The sequence below is a fragment of the Pontibacter sp. HSC-14F20 genome, assembly GCF_019599265.1.
In the GTDB taxonomy this organism is placed as follows: domain Bacteria; phylum Bacteroidota; class Bacteroidia; order Cytophagales; family Hymenobacteraceae; genus Pontibacter.
The window spans coordinates 1-16599 of sequence record NZ_JAHZTC010000012.1; the positions used below are offsets into that span (position 1 = coordinate 1).

General features: G+C 50.3%; 14 protein-coding genes and 1 other RNA gene. 6 read left to right on the forward strand and 9 right to left on the reverse strand.

Going from position 1 to position 16599, the window contains the following annotated elements:
- Positions 1–198 (forward strand): hypothetical protein (locus tag K3G39_RS12650; RefSeq protein ID WP_220626542.1); only part of this gene is annotated, 198 nt, incomplete at its 5' end.
- 13 nt (positions 199–211) lie between these two features.
- On the opposite strand, the gene K3G39_RS12655 is transcribed toward K3G39_RS12650, so the two are convergent.
- Positions 212–406 (reverse strand): hypothetical protein, encoded by a 195-nt coding sequence (locus tag K3G39_RS12655; protein ID WP_220626543.1) that lies wholly within the window; start codon positions 404–406, stop codon positions 212–214.
- 406 nt (positions 407–812) lie between these two features.
- Here K3G39_RS12655 and K3G39_RS12660 point away from each other — a divergent pair, with 406 nt between their 5' ends.
- The 3 genes from K3G39_RS12660 to K3G39_RS12670 all read left to right on the forward strand — a co-directional run bounded on the left by K3G39_RS12660 (position 813) and on the right by K3G39_RS12670 (position 2168).
- Entirely contained in the window at positions 813–1085 is a 273-nt protein-coding gene (locus K3G39_RS12660) for a helix-turn-helix domain-containing protein (RefSeq protein ID WP_220626544.1), read from the forward strand.
- A complete protein-coding gene (locus K3G39_RS12665; RefSeq protein WP_220626545.1) occupies positions 1082–1429 on the forward strand; it encodes a hypothetical protein in 348 nt (115 codons plus the stop codon). The genes K3G39_RS12660 and K3G39_RS12665 overlap by 4 nt, the downstream gene beginning before the upstream one ends.
- Before the next feature lie 265 nt (positions 1430–1694).
- Positions 1695–2168, forward strand: a complete 474-nt coding sequence (locus K3G39_RS12670; RefSeq protein WP_370627259.1) for a helix-turn-helix domain-containing protein — start codon at positions 1695–1697, stop codon at positions 2166–2168.
- Here the strand turns inward: K3G39_RS12670 and K3G39_RS12675 are convergent.
- From K3G39_RS12675 to ssrA, 6 genes are all read right to left on the reverse strand, one after another.
- Positions 2149–2325, reverse strand: a complete 177-nt coding sequence (locus K3G39_RS12675) for a hypothetical protein (protein ID WP_220626546.1) — start codon at positions 2323–2325, stop codon at positions 2149–2151. The genes K3G39_RS12670 and K3G39_RS12675 overlap by 20 nt on opposite strands.
- Positions 2326–2345: 20 nt before the next feature.
- Positions 2346–3221, reverse strand: coding sequence for an ATP-binding protein (locus tag K3G39_RS20890; RefSeq protein ID WP_255594290.1), 876 nt, complete (start codon positions 3219–3221; stop codon positions 2346–2348).
- Positions 3222–3229: 8 nt separating this feature from the next.
- On the reverse strand, positions 3230–3475 hold the full coding sequence (locus tag K3G39_RS20895) for a hypothetical protein (protein WP_255594291.1): 246 nt from the start codon (positions 3473–3475) through the stop codon (positions 3230–3232).
- A gap of 32 nt (positions 3476–3507) precedes the next feature.
- Positions 3508–4155 carry a helix-turn-helix domain-containing protein gene (locus tag K3G39_RS20900; RefSeq protein WP_255594292.1) on the reverse strand — a complete coding sequence of 216 codons (648 nt, stop codon included), beginning with the start codon at positions 4153–4155 and terminating at the stop codon, positions 3508–3510.
- Between the two features lie 554 nt (positions 4156–4709).
- Positions 4710–5924, reverse strand: coding sequence for a site-specific integrase (locus K3G39_RS12685; RefSeq protein WP_220626547.1), 1215 nt, complete (start codon positions 5922–5924; stop codon positions 4710–4712).
- A gap of 245 nt (positions 5925–6169) precedes the next feature.
- Positions 6170–6539, reverse strand: a transfer-messenger RNA (tmRNA) gene (gene ssrA, locus K3G39_RS12690).
- Positions 6540–6844: 305 nt separating this feature from the next.
- On the opposite strand from ssrA, the gene cfa reads away from it, so the two are divergent.
- Positions 6845–7966 (forward strand): cyclopropane fatty acyl phospholipid synthase, encoded by a 1122-nt coding sequence (cfa, locus tag K3G39_RS12695; RefSeq protein ID WP_220626548.1) that lies wholly within the window; start codon positions 6845–6847, stop codon positions 7964–7966.
- Positions 7967–8059: 93 nt separating this feature from the next.
- Here the strand turns inward: cfa and K3G39_RS12700 are convergent, their stop codons facing one another.
- Complete coding sequence (locus tag K3G39_RS12700) at positions 8060–11170, reverse strand: T9SS-dependent M36 family metallopeptidase (protein ID WP_220626549.1); 3111 nt, start codon at positions 11168–11170, stop codon at positions 8060–8062.
- 411 nt (positions 11171–11581) lie between these two features.
- Positions 11582–14386: a T9SS-dependent M36 family metallopeptidase gene (locus K3G39_RS12705; RefSeq protein ID WP_220626550.1), complete on the reverse strand. Its 2805-nt coding sequence runs from the start codon at positions 14384–14386 to the stop codon at positions 11582–11584.
- A 313-nt stretch (positions 14387–14699) separates the two neighbouring features.
- Here K3G39_RS12705 and K3G39_RS12710 point away from each other — a divergent pair, with 313 nt between their 5' ends.
- Complete coding sequence (locus K3G39_RS12710) at positions 14700–16571, forward strand: DNA polymerase III subunit gamma/tau (RefSeq protein ID WP_220626551.1); 1872 nt, start codon at positions 14700–14702, stop codon at positions 16569–16571.
- The last annotated feature ends 28 nt before the right edge of the window (positions 16572–16599 follow it).

The following is a 16599-nucleotide window of genomic DNA, read 5'->3' on the forward strand; positions in this document are numbered from 1 at the left end:
GGCCTGGCGCAGCTATGCCCTTACCAGAGCAAATACCCTGAAAAGAGCGGCAATCCTCTCCCGGAAACAGCAGAAAGTATCGTTCAATACCCTTCCAGGCTCACCTCCGTTGGGCCAGCCCGCTACCTGAAAGCCCAAACAAGTAGTTCAGGGGCCAGCCTCTTCCGACTTAAAACCCATAACGGGTCGCACGGTTAGTGCAACCACGGCTTCATTGTCGGCACTCCGTACCCAACGAAGCCTTAGTTGTTGCTGCGCTGCTGAACATGCCTGCCTCGGGGACATGTTCCGAGAAGTGCAGCCGCCCGGCCTCATCGCGGAACAAGTAATACGTTTCTCTTTCCTCGTGTTCAGGGTTTTCGCCCTTGCCTTTCGGGGCATTCGATGCATTTGGATTGTTCTTCATTATAGGTGATTATTTATAGTTGAAAATCAGATAGGACGGCAAACAGGTAAACTTTAACTAGCATCCTTGCCGGTGGCAAAAGCCTGCAGTCCTTTGGCTTTGCTGGCGGCTTTTGCCTTGCTGGGTTCCTTTCAAAGGTGGGGAACAAAGACCGGGGGTATTCACAAGGCGGGGCCACTTGGGGAAATTATACCCAGGGAGCTCTGGGCGGGCCAGGGAGGCCGGGTAGCTGCTCTTGACGCGAAAACAGTCCGTTTACGGCGACTCCGATGGGCTGCGGGGCCTGAAGTGGGACATCCTGCTTGTTTTTTACCCGGAAAATTGTTTTTCACAAGTTGGGTTCAGCTTGTGAAAAGGGTGAAAGAAAACAGCGGATATTCGCTCTGCAACCATACAAGACAAGACAATGGCTGTAGAAATCATCACCAAGCAAGACCTGTTCGCTTTCCACCGGCAGCTGCTCGAGGACCTTTCCAAACTGATCGGCAAGCGGCAGGCCGAGGCGCCGAAAAAAGTACTCAAGTCGGCCGAGGTGCGGCGCCTGCTGCACATCTCCCCCTCCACGCTGCAGAAGCTGCGGGTGGAGGGCACGCTGCCCTCTGTCAAGGTGGGCGGCACGCACTACTACCGCGCCGAGGATATCGCCAGGCTGCTCAACGGAAAGGAGGTGCGGTCATGAACCTAAGTGTGCACCTGAAGGGCTTTTACAGGAAAGCGGGCCGTGACGGGCGCCTGAGACGCCCGCACCTGAGCCTCTACCTGGCCCTGCTGGTCCAGAGCCAGGGCGGCGGGGCCTTCCGGGTAAACAGGAGTGAGGCGATGGCCTGGGCGCGCATCGCCTCCCGCCCCACCTACCATCGTTGCATCTGGGAGCTGGACAAATGGGGCTACCTCTACTACCTGCCCTCCCACGACCCCGCCTCCAGAAGCCGGGTGTACATCAGGCCCCTGGCAAAGGAGGAAGCAGCCTCTGAACCTACAGAAAACGCTACTGCAATGAAACTGGGCTTTGCCAGCACCTGAACCAGGAACGGGCTAGCACCTCGTATTAAAATGCCTGCCTGAGGGATGAATGGAAGTTACCGCCTCCCTCTTCCAGAAAAAGGAAAGATTGAAAGCACCTTTTCTGGAAGAGGGAGGATTGGCAGGGATTGCCTTTTTGATATGCTCTGAATACCTCCTATCTTTATAGCGGTTGTTTAATACTGTGAGATCAGATCGGTTAGAGGTCAAGCTGAATTACGCCGACAGGTAAGGTGGTGCACTTGTGATAAACAATCTTTTGCTTGTGAAAAACAAGATTTTATCAATTGGTATTTTAAGAAGATATTCGTATATTAACCATATGGAAACAGCAGCCAGAAAACGACCGATCCACCTGGGCGACCACGTCCGCAGAATGCGCACCGCTTTGGGAGTGAAGCAAGCCGCTCTTGCCAGTGAACTGGGCACAACCCAACAGAACATCTCCCGCATTGAACAGGAAGAGGAGGTGGATGATGCGACTCTAGAGAAAATTGCGAATGTGCTGGGGGTACCGGCAGAAGCCATTAGGAATTTTACAGAAGAGGGTGCAGTTTTTCATATTCAAAATATGCAGGACCATGCTTCAGCGGGTAATTTTAATCAATGCTCCTTTAATCCACTCGATAAATTAATGGAGGTGGTGGACGAAAATAAGAAGCTATATGAGCGGATTTTACTTGCTGAACGTGAGAAAGTGGAATTATTAGAGAGAATGCTCAAGAACCAAAATCTGTAGAAACAGACCTATCCCATTGCCCGTTCAGGATCAGTGACAGGTGCTTGCGGCTGGTATCGGGTCCACAGGCAACTTCTGTTACAGTTTTGCCAATGCCGTAGATGTATTCGCAAAGTATCTCGCCGGGGTGGGGCGAGTTATACATCTCCTTGTTCAAAGCTTTGAGTTCTCAAATGATTAATCCGCCCTGTAAGCCTGCTCCGGGTGGTTTGGCATAGCTGGTTCCGTATACTGTAGCCTGCCTGCTTTCCGTAAGGGAGTAATATAATTTCTTAGTAAGTGTTTTTCATCTCTGTTCAGGATTGCAGCCAACTCTTTACTGTTTAAAGGCTTCCATTGGCAAAGATGAATGATTAGCCTATTGATCGCCTCTTTTGTATGCGTTCTTCTGCCTAGATCTTTGATCTCCCTTGCCAACTTTTCTGGTAACTCGTTTATGGAGGCATTCCCAACTGGTGCTATACTGTCCTGAGGTAGTGTGTTAAGCCCGCTAACTGGTGTGTTAAGCCTGGCAGGCAGGGTATTTCCGGAGATATAATAAGTTGCCCGCCCTTTGCCTTTCAGTTCAAGCAGCTTGTTGTCTCTAAGCGCTCTGAGTTCTGCACTTGCCTTGTTCCCATCAAGGCCGCCCAGTTGCCTAAAGGTAGCATTATCTATAGCGCCAACTTCCCTGACAAAGATCAAGGCTTTCTTTTGGTTTTCACTTAAATCAAATTGTTTGAACTGCTGCAGCCAGCGAAGATCCTCCTCGCTTAAAAAATGATGCAAAAGCAGTCTGGCGGTAAATTGGTTACTGCTATGGTTGGACTCATACGTGGGAGGCACCATCCCAGCTTGATCCATTAATTTCCGCATGGTCCTGATGCCGCTTCCCTTTGTCTCTGCCAGGTTAGTTTCATGGAAGATGGCGGCAATAAAAGGGTTTCGCTGCTCCGATCCGGGCTCCCCCAGGTGATCTTCTGGTTTAAGGGAAAAGCCAGGGTTGATGATCTCTATACGATTGCCATACCTGATAATCTGGGTGGGCTGGTTTACTCGGTATGAGCGGTGCATCAACGCATTTACCAGGGCCTCACGCAGTACGCGTCCGGGTAATCCGATAGACTCGGCCTGAAGCTGCCCTTCAGGAAGCAGGAAGCCTTTGGGCAGATCATCGGCATGGCATTGTAGGCTCGCTGTAGTAGTATAAGCAAGGGGCCACGCATGTCTATGGTGGTAAAACGATTGTCAGGGTCAGCCACCCATTCGTTACCAGGCACGCGGATATAATCCAAACGGACAGCAGGCAATAGCCTTCTTTGGGCCATCCTGCTTCCGAACACCAGCAATCCGGCATACGTCAGATGTGCTGTGCCCGCATTTTTTTTATACAACCCAAGGAAATCAGCAGCTCCTCATCTGCAAAGGTTAGTTCCTCGGCATAAGGGTTTACCCTGGCTCTCAGCGTCCTGTATGCCCTAATTGCATCTTCGTCGACATCTTCCCAGGTAGCATCTGTAACCAGAGCACTGTCAAATGTCTCGTTATGGTTAAAGAAGAGCAGCAAGTCATCTTCCGTGCAACGTTGGTCAGTTGGGCCTATTCTTCTGAAAGCTCCCCTGGGAAGGCCTTCATGCTTAAAATAAACCGGTTTCTGGGAGGCAGGGAGTTCAGGGACATAAATCTTGAGAACATTTAATCCACCAATGCTTTCCACAATAATCTCTGGTCTGATGGCCTGGTTAAAGCTCCCCGCACATTGAGAAGCCAGATCTGATTGTAGTTTGTCAGGGTTAGCGACACCAGTTACCTCGTAGGAAGGAAAGAGCGCACGTTCATCTCGCTCAACACCCAATACAATATAGCCACCATCCAGACCAGGCTCGTTAGAGAAGGCGCATACAGTTTCCATGATAGAACGGTCAATGGCGCTTCCTTTCTTGGCCTCTATCCGGGAGGTTTCATCTGAAGTATTCAACCGTTCAACTAGCTCCTTTCCTGAATTCATGATATGTGTCAAGTTCTCTATACTTTAAATTAGCTGAGCTTACAACCCAAGCACAGCCCCTCCAGTTTCACCCGAAACCGCTTCCTCCGGCTGGGCGCTTTCCTTACACTTAAACGGTCAGCAGCTTACTTTCTCTTCAAACGGAACACCGTTGTCTTCTTTGGCTTCGGAGCCCACATAGCAACCCGGCAAAAGCTGCATGGAGCTTTACAACCAGCCTACAATATAGGGATTCTGCTAAGCTATTTTAGCTTTTTCTCTATATCCTGCAGCACAGCATCGAAACGGCCGACTGCACTAACCCGTTTCGGTAAATTAAGATTAAGCCAGCCATCATCAGCATGATTCCTTCATGCGCGTTAAGCCAACTGTGCATCCTGTCGATTTGAGAATCGCTCCAAATATTGCTCATGTCCGGAATTGCTTGCATATTTGCTGATGCAGTCCCGGTCCTTCCTCTCCCAGATACATGATGCTGGTGAAGAAGCCGGGTTTTTTCTTTTACAGGCATTCTTCAAATCACCCTCTCTGGCAAAGCATCCCCTTGCCGTTGATCACTGCTTGAGTCGCTCTCTGAGCAGGCGCATGTCCTCCCCCACTTTCACATCCAGTATTTTGGCGTACTGCTGGGTGGTTCTCAGGCTGGTGTGGCCGAGCATTTTAGAGACGCTTTCCATTGGCACTCCGTTCAGAAGCGTTACAGTGGTGGCAAAAGTGTGGCGGGCAATATGGAAGGTGATAGGTTTTTCAATCCCGCACACATCGGCTATTTCCTTCAGGTAGGCGTTCATCTTTTGGTTGCTGAGCACAGGCAGCAACCTGTCCTCATACAGGCACTGTGGGTGATCCTGGTAACGCTCCAGAATAGTGAGAGCCTTCGGCAAGAGCGGTATGCGGGAAGGGGTGTCTGTCTTCTGCCTGTTCTTGAAGATCCACTGCTCCCCGTCTACTCCTATTCGGATATCCGCACGTTTTAACTGCTGCACGTCCACGTAGGCAAGGCCGGTGTAGCAGCTGAACAGGAAGATGTCTCGCACCTGTGTCAGGCGCTCGCTTACGAATATCTTTTCCGCCATTGCCTCTAGCTCCTCCTCTGTGAGGAACACCCTGTCCACCTTCCGTGTCTTGGCTTTATAATTCCGGAAGGGATCAGCTTCCAACCAGCCACTTGAAAGGCAGATACGGATTACTTTGCCAAAGTTCTTGATGTATTTAACAGCTGAATTGTTGTTGCACTTGCGCACGCTCCTGAGGTAGAAGTCATAGTCAGAGACAAAGGAATGGTCTACTTTCCGGATATCAATATCATCTACCCCATACTTCCAGCGCAGAAAGTTAGCCGTATGCTTTAGTGAGGTTTTGTAACGCTTTGACGTACCCTCTGAATATTCAGAGCCTATAAGTGCCTCAACCTTCCGGTTATGCTCCTTAAAAATCTCAATGAGCATTCTGGGCTTTTCCTCCTTGCCCAGAAATTTGCTCTTCATTCTGTCTGCCGTTACTGATTCACCGGCCTCTATCAGCTGCCGGTGCGCCTCATACACCTTGACCTGCAGTTTATCCAGGTACATGTTCAGGGACTTAATTTCCTCCCTGGTGCCAGAGGCACGACCTGCGGCAGTATTCCACCGCCCAGGTTCGCATTCCCTTCCCGTTGTAAGTTCAGCGCGCTTTCCCGCAACAGTGATTCGGATATAAATCGGAACAGGCCCGGAGATATAGTTTTTGGGTTTCTTGAGATAGAACAGGAGACTGAAATTAACGCTCATAAAAGTGACTTTTAAGGTTGAACAAAGATAGCTTTGCAGTCACTTCCAGGCAAGATGTAAATTAATTTTACATATTGACTATCAACGTTTTAAAATCATACTGGTGAGTAATTTATGTTGCCTAAGCTACTCACCGGATCACTCACTTAAAATGTATGAAAAGGTGTTAAATCTTAGTATGCCATAAACAAAAATAGCCCGTAAATTATTGATTTACAGGCTATTTGCAAGTTTTAATAATGAAAATGTGGAGTAGCAGGGATTCGAACCCTGGTCCAGACAAGGAAACCGACGGGCTTTCTACATGCTTAGACTTATTCGAATTGTCGGGAGCTTGCAAGTATAAGTCAAACTTATGCGCACTCCTTAGATGCTTTATTTCGCCTGTGCACCACACCTTTACACAGACTAGTCAATCGAGTCGAAGCCTCTGATGTGCAAGCAGATTCACGAAACCTGCACGAGACTATGGCTAGTGCTTAATACCTAGATTAAGCAGCCATGGCGTAGTTATATTCGCCAGTTATTGTTCGAACGGATTTTTAACAGGTGGTACGTTCATCACCCGACATGCTTACACGCAATCTGCACAAGCTGTCAATTCCAGTCTACCCCATAAGTTAAAGAACGAATTCTTGTATCCTATACTTCAAGAAGTATGCCACAAATCTACACTTTTTCGGGCGTATTCCTATCCGTTAGATGCCTATAAAACACGTAAACCACACGGATTAGTTTCTTTTTGCAGAAGCGCTGGTATAGTCATACAGCCAGGATTTGACCTTCTGAAATGCTAACCGCTGTCTGTCAACTCACTACCAAAATTTTACCGCTATACCTGAACTAAAAACCTAGCGGAGCAGCAGCCGTTACAAAGCCAATATAGTGCTTCTTCTATCCTTTAAAAACTCCACACCGCTATGGCAGAAAATAGTCTGGAGCAGCAGGTAACTGACATGTTGGCAACAGCTGGCATCCATGTAAACGGTCCCAACCCCTGGGATATTCAGGTCCATGACAACTGTTTTTATAAGCGTGTGCTCAGCCAGGGCTCGCTCGGGCTGGGTGAGTCGTACATGGATGGCTGGTGGGATTGCCACCGGATAGATGAGTTTGCGAACAAAGCCATACGGGCAGACTTGTACAGAAATGCCCGGTTCGGGTGGCGCACTGTGCTGGAGGTGCTCCTGGCTAAAGTAATTAATCTGCAACCCAAAGGCAAAGCGGCCCGCAACGCCCAGCGCCACTACGACATCGGCAATGGCCTGTACCAGCGCATGCTCGACAAGCGCCTGGTCTATAGCTGCGCCTACTGGAAAGATGCCGGCAACCTGGACCAGGCACAGGAGCACAAATTAGACCTGGTGTGCCGGAAACTACGTCTGCAACCTGGACAACGGGTGCTCGACATTGGCTGCGGCTGGGGGAGCTTTGCCAGGTATGCAGCTGAAAGGTATGGCGTTGAGGTCGTAGGTATAACAGTTTCAAAAGAACAGGCGGCACTGGCCCGTGAGCTTTGCAAAGGCCTGCCCATCGTGATCAGGCTGCAGGACTACCGAGACGTTCGCGAGCAGTTTGACCATGTGGTGTCGATCGGGATGGCAGAGCATGTGGGCTACCGCAACCACCGCACCTATATGCAAACGGCTGCCCGCTGCCTTAAAGACGACGGCCTGTTCCTGCTGCACACCATTGGCGTCAACTTTTCCAAAACCTCCCCTGATCCTTTCATCGACAAGTATATCTTTCCCAACTGCCTGATCCCTTCGCTGCGGCAGCTCACTACTGCCATGGAGCATGTTTTTGTGGTGGAAGACCTGCACAACTTCGGCCCTGACTATGACCGTACCCTAATGGCCTGGCACCAGAATTTCAACCGGCACTGGCCCGAACTGCAGGGGGAATACGGAGAGCGTTTCAACCGCATGTGGAATTACTATTTGCTTTCCAGTGCAGGTTCCTTCCGGTCACGCAACAACCAGCTGTGGCAGTTCGTGCTTTCCAAAAAAGGTATACCGGGCGGCTACGAAGCAGTGCGTTAGGTATAGCTAACAGGTATACGCTATACCTAAAAAAAAGCAAAGGCCGGTGAAATCAATCACCGGCCCCGCCTCGTTAGGATAGTTAAACACGCATTATTTCTGCATCACAATTCGGATGAAGGAAACACCTTCATCTGTCACCAGTCTGGCGATATACATGCCGTTTGACAGCCTGCCCTTCTCGAACTGATAAACTTTATGCTCTCCTGCTCTGCCATTGCCCTGTGCCAGCACAGTTACCACGGTACCGCGCATATCCAGCACTTCCAGTTTGTAGCTTCCATCCTGTGTCAGCGTGAAACCAATGTCCGTTCTGGCACCGAATGGGTTAGGAACAGCACGCAGAGCCATTTTCTCAGCGCTGATCTCAGCTTTGGCAGTTGCAGTAGCCGTAGCAGCCAGTCCGCAGTTACCCAGGGTTCCTTTGGCAGCTGTCAGCAGGTGTGGCACTGCATTCGGAGCTACGCACTCTGCCACCCCGTCTACACATACCAGCACTTTGCTTTTCTTCTTGCCATCGCCGCAGCGTACATCCACTACCGTAATCGTGATCGACTGATGTTTGATACAGCCATCGCCGTTTACAGCACGCACCGTGAAGGTATAGGTACCGGCCGCTTTTGGCGTGAAGATCACACTGGCGCCTGTCGTTGCGCTCAGGCCTTCTGCTCCGCTCCAGGTATAGTCGTTGTCAGCATCGCCGCCTGCCTGCAAGCGCACGTTCTGCGGACCGTAACCCAGGTATAGGTTAGAGGCTACACCACCTGTATAGACGTTAGAAGTTGTTATTGCCTCCAGGGTTAGTGGCGTAGTACAAGCGTAAGTTTCCGGCAGATCATTAGCCTCTACCTGGTCAAAGCGATTAAGATTAGAGCCTTGACTGGCACTGTAGCCCAAGCCTCTTCTGGCAAACACCTTCCAGATCAGCTCCTGGTTGGCACCCTCGTAGTTCTGGCGGTCAGCCAGCAGGATCGCATCACGACCATCTACAAAACCTGGGCGGCAGACCTGCAGTTTCAGACCGTCGATTACCAGCTGCATGGCCATGTTGTTGCCTCCTTTGCCATTGTACAGGTCTTCATCAAAACCATATTTATCGATCATGGCCCAGGTCAAATCCCAGAGCATGGCAGACCATACAAAGCCGATACCGTGTGGTTGGCTGATGGCCGCATTGTTGGTGGAAGCATAGGTATGGGGGTTGATGCCGAAATCAGTGGAGTAAGGTGCAGGGCGAATACCGTTTCCGTCTGTTGCCTGTCCTTGTGCATAGGTACCGATGCCGCGCTTTTTGCCACCTGTATCTCCTGGCTTCATGGTCATCATCAGGCCGAACCAGTCGCTCCAACCCTCGCCCATCTGCTCGGCATTGCTAAGGCAACCCGTTACGGTGCGACCACCTGTCAGCCGGTTAGAGATACCGTGACCATACTCATGCACAATAATGCCATTGTCGAAATCACCGTCCAGTTCTGGTCTTCCTTCGTCTTTAAGAGCAACAACTACGTCAGTGCCGGCAGTTAATTGTTCTCTGATAGCTGCACCTGTTACGTCGCTCACCATCAGGGAAGGTATAACGATTGGACTTGGCGTTGCGGCACCAGCTCCCATTGTGATCGGATCACCAGTTGTGTTATTGATAACAACTACTGCGACTGCGCCAGCAACCTGTGCATTGTATACCTTCAGGCTGAAATCACAATTGCCTCTGTATAAAACTGCGATGTTACCTGCTATGTCGGCTGCATTTGTCAGCGCGCCGCAGCCTTCTGCCGGATTGGTGGAAGTGCCTCCAACGCCATTGGCCAGCACCAGTTTGCCTGTTATAGGAGTAGCTGTCAGTCTTGGTCCGAACCCTGCCTGGATAGCTGGATAGGAGTTGGCTATGCTGCCTGGTGACGTCACCCGGAACATATCCGGATCAGGCGGGCTGCTCCACAGGTACATCTGCATGCGGGGAGCGAAGCCATCTGCTGGCGTAGAGAAGTTAGCGTTATTGCGGGAAGTTCCGTTGCGGTTGTCCTGCGCCTCTGCCAGCACCGGGTCACCCTGCGATCCGCCTTTGCCATAGTTATTGAGCTGGAAGTTACCGCTGGCCTCGTCAAAGCCATATTGGTACCATACATCATGCACCACGTTGTTCCAGTAAAACAGGTTGGTGATGGCAGCATCGCGATACGTTACCGGTTGCTGGTTAAAATCGATCGGGAAGTCAAAGCTCAGTTCAGAACCTCCGTCGGGGCTGTAGTTCGTGCTCCAATTGTTATTATTGTTCGGGTCTTCGTAGGCGTACACGTTGTTGCCGCGTGTTCTGGTTTCGGTGTGCCAGCCTTGTGGCGATGCCAGTTGATTGGCGGCTGAGGTGCTCACGATAGAACGCGGGCCATGGCTGGGACTCTCTACCGGCATGGCAAATACATTGTAGGCATTGGATACCCGAACAATGCTTGCCTGAGGTGCCGCTACATAAGGTGATGCGGTGCTGTGGCTGTGGTCATCGTGCATAAACTTGCCACCCGGACCATCGTTCTCAAACTGGCAGTGCACCACCATGTTGTCTTTGTCCAGCACAGCACCTGTAGTGGCATCCAGCCGGATGTTCCACCAGTTCTGAGCGTCCAGTTCATAGATCGATACTTCCCAGGCCAGGCGCAGGTTGCCGTCTTCCATGGGCTGATAGACCAGCTTGGCAGGTATAGGCTCCAGTGAGATGCCGGCTTTCGAGAAGACAACGGCTCTGTTGCGGCCATTGCCCCGCTCCTGTACCGTCAGCGGTTCTTTCATGGCTATACCTAAGTGCCGGGCTGCAGCGGCCACGGCTCCGGCGGCATCCATACCTGGCTGGTTCGATTTTGTCCGTTTGCCCACCTGCTTCTGCATGCGGTTGCCCATGGTGAGCACTCGGCCCTCTTTGCTCATGCTGATGTTGGTTACGGCGCCATGCACTTCAATCCCTCTGTAGAGTTGCTTGATGTACATATGCTTCATGCCGCTTTTGGGGCTTTCAGATTCGCTGGCCAGCTCGAGCTCAGCAACGTCATCGTCTTCTAATTCGAGCTGCTTTTTGTTTTTCTGAATGTGGTTCTGAGCAGCCTGCGGAACAGGCCTTTGGTCGGACCTACCTTGCCCGTAGGCGGTAAAAGTGCCGGACAGGAATACGACCAGCAGCAGGAGCTGCCAGTGGAGTTGTACACGTTTTTTCATGCGCTATGTTTTTAAGAGTTTGACAATCGCGGTTGGAAGGCACGGATTGCTGGAGCGGAGTAATTAACTTCTTAAAAGTAAGCACCTTATAGCATCAAAAACAGGAATAATTAAGAGCAGAAGTAACTATAAGATAACAATGATAAAACTTCATAAAAGCAAGAAATAAGCCTTTGCAGCGCAAGTTTCAATTCTGAATCAGTACCATTTAGTTTATATAGTTGTATTATTATATTCATATCTTACTTAAGAATTCGTGTCATTAATTTTAAATGAATAGACCCGGACTCATTAAATCAGCCAAGCGAATTACTTTGATAAGCTATCAATTTAAGAAGAACAGCTATAGCACAAAGCAAACAGGGCCGGTGAATCGCTTCACCGGCCCTGTTTTTTTCTTAGAAGTTATTGTTACTTCAGCAAGAGCATGGTCCCTGATCGGGTACTGCCGCCATTTACAATTCTATAGATGTACATACCGTTCTCACGGCTGGCCCCATTGAAAGTCTGCTTATAGGTTTCGCCCTGTTGTACATTACCTTCAAATAATGTCTCCACCTCACGGCCAGTGATGTCATATACCTTCAGGATGGTATAGCCCGTCTCTTTTGCCTTAAAGCTGATTGTGGTGCTTTCTGAGAAAGGGTTAGGATAGCTCAACAGAATCTCTCTGTCGTTCAGCTCAGAAGCCTGTAATGACTGGTTGGCTGTCACAGTCAGGTCTTCCGGTAAATCGTAAGCTTCCGTCTGGTCGAACCGGTAGTAGCTCAGGCCCTGGTCAGCGCTGAAGCCCAGGCCTCTTCTGGCGAAGGCCTTCCAAATGAGCTCTTTGTTGGTCCCGCCGTAGTTCAGCTCGTCAGCCAGCAGTATGGCATCGCGTCCGTCCACGAAACCTGGCATACACGGCTGCATCTTCAAACCGTCAATCACCAGTTGCATGGCGATGTTGTTACCGCCTTTTCCGTTGTAGAGGTCGTCGTCAAAGCCGTATACATCAATCAGGTCCCAGGTCATTTCCCAGAGAATGGAAGCCCAGACAAAACCAACTCCATGCGGTGCTGCAAGGCTCGGGTTGTTGGTGGCGCCATAGGTATAGTTGTTCACGCTGAAGTTGGTGGTGTAAGGAGCGGGTCTTATGCCTTGTCCCTCAACTCCCTCACCGCCTGCATACGTACCTATACCTCTGATTTTCTCACGGGTATCGCCTTTCTTCATGGTCATTATCAGGCCAAACCAGTCGCTCCAGCCCTCTCCCATCTGTTCAGTCGATAAAATCTGACCAGTTGTTGTTATTACTTGTGATGGCAGGCAAGAGGTGGTGTTCGGGCCTCCTGTTAGTCGATTGGAGATGCCATGGCCGTACTCGTGCACGATAATGCCGTTGTCGAAGTCGCCATCAAACTCTGGTCCGGATCCGTCGTCTTTCAGGCTGACCGTCACTACCTGGTCTGCATTAAGCAGGGCTCTGATATCAGCACCAACGACATCAGTAATCATAACAGAGGGGATGGTAATAAGCGCCTGATTAGTAGCACCAACCCCCATCACAGTAGGTGTGCCAGGTGCGTTGTTGATCACGATCACGGCGATGGCGCCAGCATTTTGCGCATTCAGTACTTTCAAACCGAATTCACAGTTTCCTCTGTACACCACGGCAATGTTCCCGGTAATCGCATCAGCATTTGTCAGTGCATCACAACCTTCAACCGGGTTGCCGCTTGAGGCCTCCGCTAATACAAGTTTGCCAGTGACAGGCGTGGAGTTAAGCCTTGGTCCGAACGCAGCCTGTACCGCCAGCGAGCTGCCTGCAATAGAAGCAGGCGAAACAACCTGGAACATGTCCTGGTCAGGTATACCGCTCCAGAGGTACATCTGCATTCTGGGGCGTTTGCCATCGACAGGTGTGGCAAAGTTGGCGTTGTTCCTGGTGGTGGAGATGTTTCTGCCATCCTGCGCCTCGGCCATCACATAGTCATTGTCGAGTCCTCCTTTGCCAAAGTTGGCGGCCTGGAAGTTGCCACTTTCTTCATCAAACCCATACTTGTACCATACGTCGTGGATGACGTTGTTCCAGTAGAACAGGTTGGTGATAGCGGCATCACGGTAGGCAGCGGGACCAGTTGTAAAATCGAACCCATATTTGAATACCCGCTGCGTGCCGCCGTCCGGGCTATACCCGTATACCACATCGGCACCGTTGTCTGCGTTGCTGGCAATAAAACCTGTATTGTCCGGGTCTTCATACGAATACACGTTGTTGCCTCTGGTAATGGTATAACTGGCTTTGTCAGTGGTGTGCCAACCAACAGGCGAAGCAACTCTATCTGCTGCCGCTGCTGCATTCACAGGCTTGCGGCTGCCGTGGTTGGGGCTCTCCACCGGCATGGGGTATACCTCATACAAGCCAGGGGCTTTTCCATTGTTCACAGGACCGGCCAGCGGTGCGTAAGGCGTCATATCGAGCGCCTCTTCCAGTTGTGTGGTTGCCGTGTGGCTGTGCGTTTCGTGCAGGAATCTGCCACCGGCGCCGTCATTCTCAAACTGGCAATGCACTACCATGTTGTCTTTGTCTAATAACTCACCCGTGGTGGCATCCATTCTTAAATTCCACCAGTTCTGGGCATCCAGTTCATAGATCGATACCTCCCAGGCTAGACGCAAGCTACCATCCAGCATGGGCTGATACACAAGTTTGGCAGGTATAGGCTCCAGCGATATACCTCCAGTGGATAGCAGCACCTCCTTGTTTTTAGCATTGGTACTTTCCAACACTGTTAAGGATTCTTTAACAGCTGTGCCCAAGTGACGGGCAGCCGCTGCTACAGCGCCATTTGCATCAAGAGCAGGCTGCTTTCCGTTGACTTTCTGGTTAATGTCTTCCTGGAATCGATTACCTACAGTCACCACATCGCCGCGGCTGTTCACACTTATGTTTGTAATTGCACCGTGAATCTCAATGCCATCAACCTGCTGTTTGATGTAGTAGTGCTTGACACCACTTTTTTTACTTTCAGATTCACTGCTTAACTCCAAATCAGCTACGTCTTTGTCTTTTACTTTTAGCTTCCCCTTGTTTTTGTTGATGTGATCAAGTGCTACCTGAGGAACCTGCTTTTTACCCGCCGGTCTCTTCCCCTGTGCAAAAGAAATGGTAGTTCCAGACAGCATAGCCACAATGAGGACTAGCTGCAAATACACGCGTAATGCTCTGGTCATAGTTAATATGTTTAGTTAGGAATAAAATAATAACAGATAGAACTTAAATACGCCTGTTTATTCTTATAGTTATATTATAATACTTTATTTTATTAAAAACTTTTTATCCATAAATTACTGACAAACAAAGTGTTATAGACCATACTATTATATATTCATATATATGGATTGGACCAGAACTTCTCCAAAAGACAAAAATTGCCGTCTATAAATACACCCTGTGTTATAAAGTATAATTTGTGGATAAACCCTGGGAAAACTACTGGATAAAAAGCTCTCCCATCTGAGCTACAGATTGATTATCTTTGTAGTAATGGAAAATTTTGTAGTATCAGCGCGTAAATACCGTCCGGCCACGTTCGACAGCGTGGTGGGGCAGCACCATATCACCAACACCCTCAAAAACGCCATCAGCAGCCACCATTTGGCACAGGCATTTTTGTTCTGTGGACCGCGTGGTGTGGGTAAGACAACCTGTGCCCGTATTCTGGCAAAAACCATTAACTGCCAGAACATCACTCCGGAAGTGGAGGCCTGTAACGAGTGCGAATCGTGCCGCAGCTTCAATAGCAACAGCTCGTTCAACATCCATGAGCTCGATGCTGCTTCCAACAACTCTGTGGAGGACATCCGCAACCTGGTGGAGCAGGTGCGCTATGCTCCGCAAACCGGCAAGTACAAGATCTACATCATAGATGAGGTGCACATGCTCTCGAACCAGGCCTTCAACGCTTTTCTGAAGACGCTGGAGGAGCCGCCTGCCTATGCCATTTTCATACTGGCCACCACCGAGCGGCACAAGATTATACCTACTATCCTGTCGCGCTGCCAGATTTTCGATTTCAACCGAATCCGGATCGAGGACATGGTGCGCCACCTGGGCAACATCGCCCAAAAGGAAAGCATACAGGCCGAGCCCGATGCCCTGCACCTGATTTCGCAGAAAGCTGACGGCGCCCTGCGCGATGCTTTGTCGATCTTCGACCAGATGGTGACCTTCTCAGGCCATAATGTGACCTATAAGGCCACAGTCGAGAACCTGCACATCCTGGACTACGACTATTACTTCCGACTGACAGACCACTTGCTGGAGCAGAATTTATCGGGCTCGCTTTTGCTGTTTGACGAGATTCTGAAGAATGGTTTTGATGCGCACAACTTCCTGATAGGTATAGGCGAGCACTTCCGCAGCCTTTTGGTCTGCAAAGACCCGCAGACAATACAATTGCTGGAGGTGTCGGATAACATCAAAGCCAGGTATGCGGAGCAGTCTCAGAAGTCCTCTGTTTCGTTTCTTTTATCAGGGCTGAACCTGGTGAGCACCTGTGATACCAATTACAAGAGCAGCAAAAACCAGCGCCTGCATGTGGAGCTGTGCCTGATGAAAATGGCCCACCTGAATGCTGCCTTTAGTTTCGCGCAGGGAGGACCTGAATTAAAAAAAGCTAAGGTAGCAGCCCCGGCACCAGCCGCTACCAAGTCAGTTGGTGCCCCGCTTATACCATCGGCAGCCATGCAGCAGCAAGGCGCGGCTATACCTTCAGAAAGTTTGCAACAGCACCACCAACAGGGTCATGTGCCTTCCGAAGAGTTGCAACAGCCACCTAAGCCACAGCACGTGACACCCGATGGCCGTTTATCGCCTCCGCAGGCACAGGTAACCCCTGCTCCCGCGCCAGTGCCCAAACGCCCGTCTATACCTGTGCCGCCTCAGAAAAAACTTGGTAAGCTGCCCAGCCTGAAAGACCTGCAAAATCCGCAGGCGGTTGTGGTGGAGACTGCCGTGGCCGAGGAAGAAGACGAAACAGCCTACGGAGCCGTCGCCCCACTCGACCAGGCCCGCCTGAATACGGTATGGCACGCCATCCTGCGTCGCAAAAAAGGCGAGAACATGATGGAGTATACCTTGCTCAACCGCCAGTTCCACATCGGGGAAGGCAACGAGATTGTGCTGCACCTGGAGAATCACGTGATGATGGACCAGTTCACGAGTCTGCGCCCGGAGATTCTGCGAGAACTTAAGCAAGAAACCGGCAACCGCAGCATCAAACTGAGAGCCGAGGTTATAGAGGTGCAGGAAGGAAATAAACTATACACTTCGCAGGATAAATTCAACTACCTGGCCGAGAAATACCCGGTGCTCGTCGATTTAAAGCAGCGCTTTGGGCTCGACACTGATTTCTAATTCAGAAATAATTTTATATTTGTAAAGT

Coding starts and splice junctions, on each gene's coding strand:
- K3G39_RS12655 (WP_220626543.1), bottom strand. CDS start 406: ATGAAGAACAATCCAAATGCATCGAATGCCCCGAAAGGCAAGGGCGAA.
- K3G39_RS12660 (WP_220626544.1), top strand. CDS start 813: ATGGCTGTAGAAATCATCACCAAGCAAGACCTGTTCGCTTTCCACCGG.
- K3G39_RS12665 (WP_220626545.1), top strand. CDS start 1,082: ATGAACCTAAGTGTGCACCTGAAGGGCTTTTACAGGAAAGCGGGCCGT.
- K3G39_RS20890 (WP_255594290.1), bottom strand. CDS start 3,221: ATGCACCGCTCATACCGAGTAAACCAGCCCACCCAGATTATCAGGTAT.
- K3G39_RS20895 (WP_255594291.1), bottom strand. CDS start 3,475: ATGGCCCAAAGAAGGCTATTGCCTGCTGTCCGTTTGGATTATATCCGC.
- K3G39_RS20900 (WP_255594292.1), bottom strand. CDS start 4,155: ATGAATTCAGGAAAGGAGCTAGTTGAACGGTTGAATACTTCAGATGAA.
- K3G39_RS12685 (WP_220626547.1), bottom strand. CDS start 5,924: ATGAGCGTTAATTTCAGTCTCCTGTTCTATCTCAAGAAACCCAAAAAC.
- cfa (WP_220626548.1), top strand. CDS start 6,845: ATGGCAGAAAATAGTCTGGAGCAGCAGGTAACTGACATGTTGGCAACA.
- K3G39_RS12700 (WP_220626549.1), bottom strand. CDS start 11,170: ATGAAAAAACGTGTACAACTCCACTGGCAGCTCCTGCTGCTGGTCGTA.
- K3G39_RS12705 (WP_220626550.1), bottom strand. CDS start 14,386: ATGACCAGAGCATTACGCGTGTATTTGCAGCTAGTCCTCATTGTGGCT.
- K3G39_RS12710 (WP_220626551.1), top strand. CDS start 14,700: ATGGAAAATTTTGTAGTATCAGCGCGTAAATACCGTCCGGCCACGTTC.